The following is an 11,180-nucleotide window of genomic DNA, read 5'->3' as shown; positions in this document are numbered from 1 at the left end:
CCACCCACCCGAGACCTATCGACGGCAGCTACATCCCCAACGGCAAACCACGCGGCTTCCTGGCCACCCAAAAACCGTCAGACCCCACTGAGACATAAACCGTCAGGCACGTCCTGAGACATCACACGCGGAATATGAGTCGATGTCTGCCATATGGAGTTCCGCCATCCTCGCCCGTTAGCCTGTCGAAGGGCAGCTACAGCACGCGCTCGCGCACGTAGTCGTCTTCGTAGTTCTCCCCCACGAGGAACCGCTTCGTGCCGACCTTGGCGAAGCCGTTCTTCTCGTAGAAACGGTTCGCCCGCGCATTTTCCTCGTTCACGCCGAGCCACACGGCGGCCGCTCCCCGCTGCTGCGACGCGGCGATCGTCTCCGCCATAAGCTCGGCAGCGATGCCCTGCCCGTGGTGCCCCGCGAGAACATAGAACTTGCTGAGCTCGATCGAGGGCGTCACCGTCAGTGCCGACGCCACGTCGGGATCTGACGGTTCAGCAAACACGAGCATCGTGTATCCCACGGCCTCGCCCTCGAGCTCGGCGATCAGGATGTCGCGGGCCGGGTCGGCGAGGTAGCTGTCGAAACTCGATCTGCTGAGATGGGTGGCGATGAACGCAGCCTTCGCCTCGTCCGTGGTGTGCGGAGGGCAGGCGAGCGGAAACGTGACGGCAGCCACCGCGGCGAGTGTGCCGCTGTCGGATGCGACGGCACGCCGCACAGAAAGAACCATTCGGCCAGAATACCGCCCGGCGCCGGCGTGTTCGTGCCCGACGAGGCGGCATGCAGAAAGGGCCGCCCTCGCAATGCGAGAGCGGCCCTTTCGGGGTGAAGCTGAGCCTAGATGGCGTTGACGTCGAGCGGGATGCCCGGGCCGAACGTCGTGGAGACCGTGCCCTTGTGGATGTAGCGGCCCTTGGAGGAGGACGGCTTCAAACGGACGACCTCTTCGAGAGCGGCCTTGACGTTCTCGGTGAGCTGGTCTTCGGTGAACGAGGCCTTGCCGGCGACGAAGTGCACGTTGGAGTGCTTGTCGACGCGGAACTCGATCTTTCCGCCCTTGATCTCGTTGACGGCCTTGGCGACGTCGGGCGTCACGGTGCCGGTCTTCGGGTTGGGCATAAGACCACGGGGGCCGAGCACCTTACCGAGGCGTCCGACCTTACCCATGAGCTCGGGGGTCGAGACGGCCGAGTCGAAGTTCGTGTAGCCGGCGGCCACCTTCTCGATCAGCTCGTCGCCACCGACCTCGTCGGCACCGGCCGCAATGGCGGCTTCGGCGGCAGGACCGGTTGCGAAGACGATGACGCGGGCAGTCTTACCGGTGCCGTGAGGAAGAATCACGGTGCCGCGGACCATCTGGTCTGCCTTGCGGGGGTCGACGCCGAGCTTGAGGGCGACCTCGACGGTGCTGTCGAACTTGGCGGAGCCGGTCTCGCGAGCCAGAGCCATTGCTTCGGTGGGCGAGTAGACCTTGCCCTCTTCGATCTTTGCTGCCGCGGCCTTGTAGGCCTTGGAGTTCTTTGCCATAACTGATTCTCCTGAATCTGGGAGTGTGGTTTACGTGAGCCTGGCTGGCTCTCCCACGTGATGCTGAGTGGTGCTGGTCGTGCGGCGTTCCCTGAGCTTGTCGAAGGGCGGCCTACTCGATCAGCGAGGTGAGGCGAGGAGTTACGCCTCGACCGTGATGCCCATGGAGCGGGCGGTGCCGGCGATGATCTTCGACGCTGCGTCGATGTCATTCGCGTTGAGGTCAGCCATCTTGGTCTCGGCGATCTCGCGAACCTGTGCCTGGGTGAGCTTCGCAACCTTGACGGTGTGCGGCGTTCCCGAACCCTTGGCGACTCCGGCGGCCTTCTTGATGAGCTCTGCTGCCGGGGGCGTCTTCAGGATGAACGTGAACGAACGGTCTTCGTACACGGTGATCTCGACGGGGATGACGTTTCCGCGCTGAGCTTCGGTGGCTGCGTTGTACTGCTTGCAGAACTCCATGATGTTGACGCCGTGCTGTCCCAGCGCAGGCCCGATGGGCGGTGCGGGGTTGGCGGCGCCGGCCTTGATCTGAAGCTTGATCAGACCGGTAACCTTCTTCTTCGGTGCCATGATTTCTCTTCCTTTTCTGTGTCGAGTCGGCCCTGATTGGCGAACTCTCCCGCCGTTCGGTGAACGCGGTTTGTGGTCGACCCCGTCAGCACGCCACTGGCGCGCCGGAATGAGCACAACCCCGCAAGCATACGCGATGCGGCCCGTTAACGCCATCGAGCCCGCCGGATAAACGGTGGGCTCGACGTACTTGACGTCTCTTAGAGCTTGGTGACCTGGTCGAAGCTGAGCTCGACCGGAGTCTCGCGCTCGAACAGCGAGACGAGAACCGTGAGCTTGCCGCTCTCGGGCTTGATCTCGCTGATGGATCCGGGGAGGCCGGCGAACGAGCCTTCCTTGATGGTGATGGTCTCGCCGATCTCGAAGTCGACCTCGGCCGGAATCGAGCGGGAGACGGCCTTGCCGCCCTTGCCACCCGATGCCTTGGCGACCGGAACGTCGGCGACGACGACAAGCGACTGCAGCATCGAGAATGCCTCTTCGAAACGCAGGGGCGTGGGGTTGTGCGAGTTGCCCACGAAGCCGGTGACACCGGGCGTGTGACGCACGACAGACCAGCTGTCTTCGTTGAGGAACATACGAACGAGCACGTAGCCGGGAATGCGGACGCGGGTGACGAGCTTGCGCTGGCCGTTCTTGATCTCGACGACGTCTTCCATCGGAACCTCGACCTGGAAGACGAAGTCCTCCATGCCCATCGAGGTCTTGCGGCTCTCGATGTTCTGCTTCACGCGCTTCTCGAAGCCGGCGTAGGAGTGGATGACGTACCACTTGCCCGGCAGAGTGCGGAGTTCTTTGCGGAATGCCTCGTAGGGGTCAACCTCGGCCGGCTCGGCCTCGTCGGTCGACGCGCCGTCGGCGGTCTCGGCGTCGGATGCGTCGGGCTGGCTGGCCGCATCGACACCAGCAGCCTCGGCCTCGGCTTCGGCGACCGCCGTGGCGATGTCGTCGCCGTCTTCGTCGAGCACCGTGGCGGCGTCGGGGTCATCGAGCACGTCGATAGCCGCGGCGGCCTCGTCTGCGTCGCTGATGTCGAGGGCGTCATCGACGATGGCGTCGGCCTCGGGGTCTGGATTCGCGTCGATCGCGTCGAGGAGGGCGTCGAGGTCGGCGGGCGCTTCACGCACCGCCGTGGTCTCGGCTGACTTCTCTTCGGCTGCGACGATTTCGACGTCGTCGCGCTCTGACTCTGCCACGTAAATCCGTTCCAATTCGTTGATGATTGCGCACCGCGCATGAGGCCTTCGGTCACCGCTCTGCGGATGCCCAGCCCGTACTACCGCTCAGGCCGCACCTGTTCTGACAGAACAGGTGTACCCGTTTTGATTTGTTTAGACCGGGTTTCCGAAGACGATCAGTGCAAGCCAGGCGAACACTGCGTCGAGACCCGACACCAACGCCATCATGATGATGACGAAGACAAGAACGACTGCGGTGTAGCTCAGCAGCTCTTTGCGCGTCGGGGTGACGACCTTCTTGAGCTCTTGGAAGACCTGCTTGATGAAGAGCACGATACGGGCGAACGGATTGCGGCGAGCAGCCCGTTCTTTTTTGGCGCTCTCGACGACTTCTTCACTCGGTTCGTCGATTACTTTGCGTGCCACGTAAGTAGTTACCCTTCACAATTCGGCCATCCGGCCCAATCTCGTCCGTTCTCTCTCGCAGAACCTGCGAGAGCTACCGGATTCGATCAGCAGGGCGGACAGGACTCGAACCTGCAACCTGCGGTTTTGGAGACCGCTGCTCTACCAATTGAGCCACCACCCTTCGGGCTGAGAAGCCCGGGAATCGTCACCCGCCAAACCATCCCAGACCCAAAAAGGGCATAAAAAAGCTTGGCAGACTTCAACTACCTCGACCAAGTGTAGGCGAGAGCAGAACGAGAGTAAAGCCAGCGCCCACAGCCCTCCCTGATACCGGCATCGGGCCCCGGTTACTATGGGGTGATTCTTTTCCTCGACTTTCAGGAGATCTACGTGCGCAAGCTTCTCGTTACCGGTGGGGCCGGTTTCATCGGTTCGAACTTCGTGCACTACGTGCTCGAGAACACCGATGACCACGTCACGGTGCTCGACAAACTCACCTACGCCGGCAACCTCGCCTCGCTCGACGGGCTCGACCCAGAACGCTTCACCTTCGTCAAGGGCGACATCGCCGACGCAGCCCTGGTCGACGGCCTCGTCGAAGACGCCGACGTCGTCGTGCACTACGCGGCCGAGAGTCACAACGACAACTCACTGCACGACCCGCGTCCGTTCCTCGACACGAACATCATCGGCACCTTCACGCTGATCGAGGCGGCCCGCAAGCACGACGTGCGCTTCCACCACATCTCGACCGACGAGGTCTACGGCGACCTCGAGCTCGACGACCCGGAGCGCTTCACCGAGCAGACTCCATACAACCCGTCGAGCCCGTATTCCTCGACCAAGGCCGGCAGCGACCTGCTTGTGCGCGCCTGGGTTCGCTCCTTCGGCCTTCGCGCCACGATCTCGAACTGCTCGAACAACTACGGCCCCTACCAGCATGTCGAGAAGTTCATTCCCCGCCAGATCACGAACGTGCTCACGGGCGAGCGCCCCAAGCTCTATGGAGCCGGCGAGAACGTGCGCGACTGGATCCACGCCAACGACCACTCGTCGGCCGTGCTCACCATCATCGACAAGGGCGAGATCGGCGAGACCTACCTCGTCGGCGCCGACGGCGAGAAGAACAACAAGCAGGTCGTCGAACTCATCCTCGAGACCCTCGGTCAGCCGTCAGACGCCTACGACCACGTGATCGACCGCCCCGGGCACGACCTGCGCTACGCGATCGACTCCACCAAGCTGCGCACGCAGCTCGGCTGGGTTCCGCAGTACTCCGACTTCGAGTCGGGCCTGGCATCGACCGTGGCCTGGTACCGCGACAACGAGAACTGGTGGAAGCCGCAGAAGGCCGAGACCGAGGCGAAGTACCAGCTCCAGGGCCAGTAGGTGACCACGGTCGACGCTGGCACAACGAGCCTCACCGCTCGCGCGGTGCTGTTCGACATGGATGGCACTCTCGTCGACTCGACCGCGGTGGTCGAGCAGGTCTGGAGCGCATTCGCCGCCGAGAACGGCATGGATGCGCAGGCGATCATCGCCACAGGCCACGGCGTGCGGGCCGAAGACACCATGCTCCGCCACGGGCCCGCCGGCTTCGACGTGGCCCGTGGCGCCGACCGGCTCTTCGACCTCGAGCTCGCGGCGGTCGACGGCATCGTGCCCGTTCCGGGGGCCCGCGCGTTCGTCGAGAGCCTGCCCGCGGCATCCATTGCTCTTGTTACCTCGGCCAGGCGCGCGCTTGCGCTGCGCCGACTCGAGATCGCCGACGTACCGACGCCCGGCGTCGTTGTGACAGCGGCCGACGTCGGGCACGGCAAGCCCGCGCCCGACGGCTACCTCATGGCCGCGTCGCAGCTCGGCGTCGACCCGGCAGACGCGATCGTGTTCGAGGATGCCGAGGCCGGCATCGCGGCGGGTCTCGCTGCGGGCATGCGCACCGTCGTGGTCGGCTCGCACGAGAGCGAGATCACGCGCGGCCTGCCGCGCATCCGGGACTATCGCGACGTGTCGGTCACCCTGCACGAGCCCACCGATCACGCCGACGACCGGCGGCTGAGTTTCACCATCGCCCTGCCCCTCTAGAATCGACGCGCCCCGCGACTTTCGCGATCTGTGCAGAACGGACAGCCATGACCTCGACTCCCCGCCTCGTCGCCTTCGACCTCGACGACACGCTCGCCCCGTCGAAGACGGCCATCGACCCGCGCATGGCCGATCTTCTGGTGACGCTGCTCGACCGGGTCGAGGTGTGCATCATCTCGGGCGGACAGTACGGGCAGTTCACCGCTCAGGTGATCGATAGGCTCACCAGCGCGAGCCCTGAGGCGCTCGAGAAGCTGCACCTCATGCCGACGTGCGGCACTCAGTACTACCGCTTCGAGGGCGGCACCTGGAACCAGGTGTACGCACAGAACCTCACCGACGATGAGAAGCAGCGCGCGCTCGCCGCCGTCGAGGGCGAGGCACGTCGGCTCGGCTACTGGGAGTCGGAGACCTGGGGCCCGATTCTCGAAGACCGCGGATCGCAGATCACCTTCTCGGCACTCGGCCAGGGTGCGCCGGTCGCCGCGAAGGCCGCTTGGGATGCCGACGGTGTGAAGAAGAACACACTTCGCGAGGCGGCCCAGGCGCTACTGCCCGACCTCGAGGTGCGCAGCGGGGGCTCGACCTCCGTCGACATCACGCGGCAGGGCATCGACAAGGCCTATGGCATGACCCGTCTGGCCGAGCTCACGGGCATTCCGCTCGACGACATGCTCTTCGTGGGCGACCGCCTCGACCCCGACGGCAACGACTACCCGGTGAAGGCGCTCGGCGTCGAGTGCCACGCGGTCGAGGGCTGGCACGACACGGCCGAGTTCCTCGACGAGCTCATTCCGACCCTATAGAGCGACCTCGCTCCCTGAGCCTGTCGAAGGGATGCGTCTCGACAGGCTCGACGAACGGGCGGCTCAGCTCGACGGGGGCTCTTCGCCCGACTCCGCAAAGAGATCCGACTCGGCATCGGCACCCTCGTCGATGCGCTCGCCGGGCAGCTTGGTCTCTTCAGGCTCGTCTTCGGGCTGCTGCTCCTCGAGGGTGACCTCGGCCGGGATGCGCACGCGCAGCGCTCCGGCGTCGACCCAGGTGCGGAACGCGATCGCAGTGCCGAAGCCGTCGCCGTCGAGCTCGATGTCGTGGGCGCGATCGAGCTTCACGACGAGCTCCTTGCCCTTCACGTAGTTGAGCGCGCGCACCTCTTTTGACAGCCCCGCCAGGCGGCGACCCACGGCGGTTCGGCGCAGCACCCCGTTCTCCCAGACGATCTTCACGATGATCTGCACCCAGCCCACGACACCCTTCGGGCGCAGCATCACGATGTCGAAGAGTCCGTCGTCGACCGCGGCCTCGGGAAGAAGCAGGATGTTGGCCGGCAGCGATCCGCAGTTGCCGATGATGATCGTGTGCGCGCGAACCGAATGGTTGCCCTGCCTGTCGAGGTTGTAGCGCATACGCAGTTCGTTCTTGTCGCGCAGCGCCTTGGCGATGGCGCTCACGTAGGCGAGCCAGCCCACCCGCTTCTTGAGCTCGTCGTCGGTGTTGGCGATCATCGTCGCGTCGATGCCGAGGCCCGCCATCACGACGAACGCGAATTTCTCGACCGAGGAGTCCTCGCGGCGCACCTGGATGAGCCCCACGTCGATGGCCCGGTCGTCGCCCGAGAACGCCGTCTGCACGGCGTGGTCGAGGTCGTTGAGCGTCAGGTCCAGGTTGCGGGCAAGAAGATTGCCCGTTCCGCTCGGAAGCAACGCGAGCGATGCGTCGCTGCCGTGCACGGCCTCCGCGACCGACCGCACCGTTCCGTCACCGCCGGCCGCGAGAACCATCGAGGCGCCGGCATCCAGAGCTTTTTTCGTGACGCCCTGGCCGGGATCTTCAACGCTCGTCTCGAACCAGAGCGTCTCACCCCAGCCGTTCGGGCTCTCGTGCCGCTCGACAGAGGCGCGAAGGGCGTCGACATCGACCTTGACTGGGTTGTAGACGACGGCGGCGACAGGCTTCTGATTGTCGGATGCGGTGGGCTGGTTTTCGCTCATACAGTCAAGGGTATGGGCGGCTGGTAGATCCAGGGCATCCGTGGCCGACCCGATGCACAAAGCCATGCCGAGGCCCTAAACTCTCCGGTCGATTCACACGCCCTCCCGCTAGGCTTGACTCTCGTGACCGAACCCACCCGTATCTCGCACCGCATCGCATCCATCGCCGAATCGGCGACTCTCAAGGTCGACAGCAAGGCCAAGGCGCTTCAGGCCCAGGGCCGCCCTGTCATCAGCTATGCGGCGGGCGAGCCCGACTTCGCCACACCTGCCCACATCGTCGAGGCGGCGTCGCGCGCGGTGCTCGATCCCAAGAACTACAGGTACACCCCCGCGGCCGGCCTGCCCGAGCTGCGCGAGGCCATCGCGGCCAAGACGCTGCGCGACTCGGGCCTCACGGTCTCGCCTGCCCAGGTCATCGTCACCAACGGCGGCAAGCAGGCCGTCTACCAGAGCTTCGCCACGCTGCTCGATCCGGGCGACGAGGTGCTCGTGCCCACCCCGTATTGGACGACCTATCCCGAGGCCATCCGACTCGCGGGCGGTGTTCCCGTCGACGTCTTCGCGGGCAGCGACCAGAACTACCTCGTGACCGTCGAGCAGCTCGAGGCCGCGCGCACCGAGCGCACCAAGGTGCTGCTGTTCGTGTCGCCGTCGAACCCCACCGGCGCCGTGTACTCGCCCGAGCAGACGAAGGCGATCGGCGAGTGGGCCGACGAGCACGGACTGTGGGTCATCAGCGACGAGATCTACCAGAACCTCACCTACGACGGCGTTCGCGCCGTGTCGATCGTCGAGGCTGTGCCGGCTCTGGCCGACCGCACGATCCTGGTCAACGGCGTCGCCAAGACGTATGCCATGACCGGATGGCGGCTCGGCTGGATGGTCGGCCCCGCCGACGCCATCAAGGGCGCCGCAAACCTGCAGTCACACCTGTCGAGCAACGTGTCCAACGTGTCGCAGAGGGCGGCGATCGAGGCGCTCACCGGCCCGCAGGACGCGGTCGAAGAGATGCGGCTGGCGTTCGACCGCCGTCGCAAGGCCATCGTCGCCGGGCTGAATGCCATCGACGGCATCGTGTGCCCCACGCCCGAGGGCGCCTTCTACGTGTACCCCGACGTCACCGGGCTGCTCGGCCGATCGTGGGGAGGCGTCACGCCGACGACCTCGCTCGAGCTCGCCGACCTGATTCTCGACCAGGCCGAGGTGGCCGCGGTTCCGGGCGAGGCGTTCGGCCCCAGCGGGTTCCTGCGCCTGTCGTACGCCTTGGGCGACGAGGCTCTCGCAGAGGGAGTCGCGCGGCTGCAGAAGCTCTTCGCGGTCTAGCCCGGCGGGGTCTCGGCCTAGACGCTCAGCAGGCGCAGCACGAGCGCGGCAACGCCCACGAGCAGCAGAACCGCCGGAGCGCCAACGCCCTTGGTGTCGGACACGCGCAGGTGCGCAATGACCGCGCCCACGAAGTAGACGATCACTCCGATGGCCGCGGCGACGCCGATCGGCCACCAGAAGATGCCAACCACGAGGCCAAGCGCTGCGGCGACCTCAAGCACCCCGAGCATCCAGACCCTGTCGCGGGGAACCCGCACCACGTCCATGCCCTTCAAGATGGTCTCGTTCTTGATGAGCTTGTTATAGCCCGAGCCGCCCACCGCGATAGCGAGCAGGGCAGACACGATGATGGATGCGACGAACATGATTTTCTCCTAGGGTCGTGCCAACTGTACGACACCAGATCATCCGAGGCAAGACGATCTCATTCTGGACGAACTCTTCCGCAGCCCGTACTCTGGGGGCATGTCTTCCGAGTCGCCCCAGATCACGACTGATGCGTGCGATTCTCTCGATGCCTCAGCACTGACCTCGAGCGCGTTCTCGTCGACCAGCACCCTCGAGACGGCAGACCTCACGTGGCTTATGCATCGAGCAGCCGATGTTCTGCGCGCTGATTTCGACAGTGTCGCCAAGGCCGCCGGTTTGGCCGACCTGCGCGACTGGCTCGTGCTCTCGGTGGTGACCGACGGCATCCCGCGCACGCAGCTCGAGATCGCCCGTCAGCTCAGGATCGACAAAACCACCCTCGTCTCGGTGCTCGACAGGCTCGACAAACACGGGTTCATCGTGCGGAGTTCGTCGTCGACCGACAGACGGGTGCGCATTCCGGTGGCGACCGAGGCGGGCCGCGCGATCTTTGTGCGAGTCACCCTCGACCGCGATGCGGCCATCGCCGCCCGCCTCAGCGACGTGCCCGAGGCAGAGCAGCGCGCCCTGCGCTCAGCGCTGTGGGCTATCGCGAGCGCACCCTCGACATAAAAGCTACTTGGACGACGTCTTCTCTTTGCTCGACATCGCGGCCCGCTCGGCCTCGAGAGTCGCCCGCAGGTTGTCGTCGATCCGGTCATCCACAACCCCGAGAAAAGGGTTCGCCATGCGCTTCTTAGCCGGCAATGCAGACAGGTAAGCGGTGGCCGCCTTCTGAACACGAACGGTCGCCCGCTCGGTCTTCGAGACCGAGGCATCGGGGGTCGCAGCGATCTCCGCGTGCTTGCCCAACGCCTTGATGAGTTCGGCCAGCGCCGTGGTGATCTTCTTCGTCATGGGTGCATTCTCTCAGGTCAAAGTTAACGCGCAAGCCGACGTTTCGCCCCCGTCAAACCGCGGCTCAACGGCCCGAACAGATGTGCAGAATATCGCCCTCCCGGGCGCAGCCTCTGGCCACGTTCTACGATTGACTCCGGGGTCTCGACCTGTCTTCGAAAATCCCCTCCCACACTCTCGACGAAAGCCCTTTCTCCATGCGCATCGAACTCATCCGCCACGGCCAGACCGACTGGAATCGCGACGGCCGCCTGCAGGGCTCCACCGATATTCCGTTGAACGACACCGGGCGCGCCCAGGCCGTCGAGGCTGCCGCCGTGCTCGCCGACCAGGGCCTCTCGGCGATCGTCTCGTCTCCCCTGATGCGCGCCAGAGATACCGCGCGCATCATCGCCGAGATCCTCGACATCGACCTGGGCGCCACCTACGACGACCTCATCGAGCGAGACTACGCCAGCCGCGAAGGAGCGGTCCCGACCGAGCACATTCCCGACGAGCCCAACGCCGAGTTCCCCGACATCGAGCCTCGCGAGTCGGTCACCGCCCGCGGCATGCGTGCAATCGCCGAGATCCGCGACACGCGACTGCCTCTCGACGGGCCGCATGCGACGGTCGCCGCGGTCTGCCACGGCACGATCATCCGCTTCGTGCTCTCCGAGATCCTCGGCGAGGAGATTCCGCACATTCACAACGCGGCGATCAACGAAATCGAGTGGACAGACGGCGCGTGGCGCGTGCTGAGCGTCAACGGCAGCCCCGCCGTCGACGTTCGCGCCTAGGGGCGCGCTACAACTCAGGCAGAACCGCCCAGCGGCGTACGAAA

Annotated in this window: 14 protein-coding genes and 1 tRNA gene; 6 read left to right on the top strand and 9 right to left on the bottom strand. The window is 65.2% G+C overall.

The features are described 5' to 3' along the window. Window positions 1-196: 196 nt before the first annotated feature. The 6 genes from TZ00_RS14565 to TZ00_RS14540 form a co-directional block, all read right to left on the bottom strand. Entirely contained in the window at window positions 197-727 is a 531-nt protein-coding gene (locus TZ00_RS14565; protein ID WP_044442702.1) for a GNAT family N-acetyltransferase, read from the bottom strand. A 107-nt stretch (window positions 728-834) separates the two neighbouring features. Next, the gene (gene rplA / locus TZ00_RS14560) at window positions 835-1,524 is read right to left on the bottom strand and encodes a 50S ribosomal protein L1 (RefSeq protein WP_044442700.1); all 690 of its coding nucleotides are present in this window, start codon (window positions 1,522-1,524) and stop codon (window positions 835-837) included. A gap of 141 nt (window positions 1,525-1,665) precedes the next feature. Further along, on the bottom strand, window positions 1,666-2,097 hold the full coding sequence (rplK, locus tag TZ00_RS14555; RefSeq protein WP_044442698.1) for a 50S ribosomal protein L11: 432 nt from the start codon (window positions 2,095-2,097) through the stop codon (window positions 1,666-1,668). A gap of 200 nt (window positions 2,098-2,297) precedes the next feature. Next, on the bottom strand, window positions 2,298-3,293 hold the full coding sequence (gene nusG, locus TZ00_RS14550; RefSeq protein WP_044442697.1) for a transcription termination/antitermination protein NusG: 996 nt from the start codon (window positions 3,291-3,293) through the stop codon (window positions 2,298-2,300). Window positions 3,294-3,428: 135 nt separating this feature from the next. Continuing rightward, window positions 3,429-3,701, bottom strand: coding sequence for a preprotein translocase subunit SecE (secE, locus tag TZ00_RS14545; RefSeq protein WP_044442696.1), 273 nt, complete (start codon window positions 3,699-3,701; stop codon window positions 3,429-3,431). Window positions 3,702-3,791: 90 nt separating this feature from the next. Next, window positions 3,792-3,864 (bottom strand) — tRNA-Trp (locus TZ00_RS14540). Window positions 3,865-4,073: 209 nt separating this feature from the next. Here TZ00_RS14540 and rfbB point away from each other — a divergent pair. From rfbB to TZ00_RS14525, 3 genes are read left to right on the top strand one after another with little or no spacing between them, the layout of a single operon-like run. After that, window positions 4,074-5,072 carry a dTDP-glucose 4,6-dehydratase gene (gene rfbB, locus TZ00_RS14535; protein WP_044442807.1) on the top strand — a complete coding sequence of 333 codons (999 nt, stop codon included), beginning with the start codon at window positions 4,074-4,076 and terminating at the stop codon, window positions 5,070-5,072. Then, complete coding sequence (locus tag TZ00_RS14530; RefSeq protein WP_044442695.1) at window positions 5,073-5,768, top strand: HAD-IA family hydrolase; 696 nt, start codon at window positions 5,073-5,075, stop codon at window positions 5,766-5,768. Between the two features lie 47 nt (window positions 5,769-5,815). Further along, entirely contained in the window at window positions 5,816-6,574 is a 759-nt protein-coding gene (locus TZ00_RS14525) for an HAD-IIB family hydrolase (RefSeq protein WP_044442693.1), read from the top strand. A gap of 63 nt (window positions 6,575-6,637) precedes the next feature. Here the strand turns inward: TZ00_RS14525 and TZ00_RS14520 are convergent, their stop codons facing one another. Continuing rightward, complete coding sequence (locus tag TZ00_RS14520) at window positions 6,638-7,762, bottom strand: diacylglycerol/lipid kinase family protein (protein ID WP_078713224.1); 1,125 nt, start codon at window positions 7,760-7,762, stop codon at window positions 6,638-6,640. Between the two features lie 123 nt (window positions 7,763-7,885). Here TZ00_RS14520 and TZ00_RS14515 point away from each other — a divergent pair, with 123 nt between their 5' ends. Continuing rightward, window positions 7,886-9,088, top strand: coding sequence for a pyridoxal phosphate-dependent aminotransferase (locus TZ00_RS14515; RefSeq protein WP_044442691.1), 1,203 nt, complete (start codon window positions 7,886-7,888; stop codon window positions 9,086-9,088). A 17-nt stretch (window positions 9,089-9,105) separates the two neighbouring features. Here the strand turns inward: TZ00_RS14515 and TZ00_RS14510 are convergent, their stop codons facing one another. Then, the gene (locus TZ00_RS14510; protein ID WP_044442689.1) at window positions 9,106-9,456 is read right to left on the bottom strand and encodes a DoxX family protein; all 351 of its coding nucleotides are present in this window, start codon (window positions 9,454-9,456) and stop codon (window positions 9,106-9,108) included. A 100-nt stretch (window positions 9,457-9,556) separates the two neighbouring features. On the opposite strand from TZ00_RS14510, the gene TZ00_RS14505 reads away from it, so the two are divergent. Beyond that, complete coding sequence (locus TZ00_RS14505; RefSeq protein ID WP_052521611.1) at window positions 9,557-10,072, top strand: MarR family winged helix-turn-helix transcriptional regulator; 516 nt, start codon at window positions 9,557-9,559, stop codon at window positions 10,070-10,072. A 3-nt stretch (window positions 10,073-10,075) separates the two neighbouring features. Here the strand turns inward: TZ00_RS14505 and TZ00_RS14500 are convergent, their stop codons facing one another. Further along, window positions 10,076-10,357, bottom strand: coding sequence for a hypothetical protein (locus tag TZ00_RS14500; protein ID WP_044442687.1), 282 nt, complete (start codon window positions 10,355-10,357; stop codon window positions 10,076-10,078). A gap of 197 nt (window positions 10,358-10,554) precedes the next feature. Between TZ00_RS14500 and TZ00_RS14495 the strand changes: the two genes are divergently transcribed. Beyond that, on the top strand, window positions 10,555-11,136 hold the full coding sequence (locus TZ00_RS14495) for a histidine phosphatase family protein (protein WP_044442685.1): 582 nt from the start codon (window positions 10,555-10,557) through the stop codon (window positions 11,134-11,136). Window positions 11,137-11,180 lie beyond the last annotated feature (44 nt).

Origin of the sequence: Agreia bicolorata, assembly GCF_000938265.1 — a bacterium.
Lineage (GTDB): Bacteria > Actinomycetota > Actinomycetes > Actinomycetales > Microbacteriaceae > Agreia > Agreia bicolorata.
Note: the sequence above shows the minus strand (reverse complement) of the source record. Positions and strands in the feature narration are given on the sequence as shown.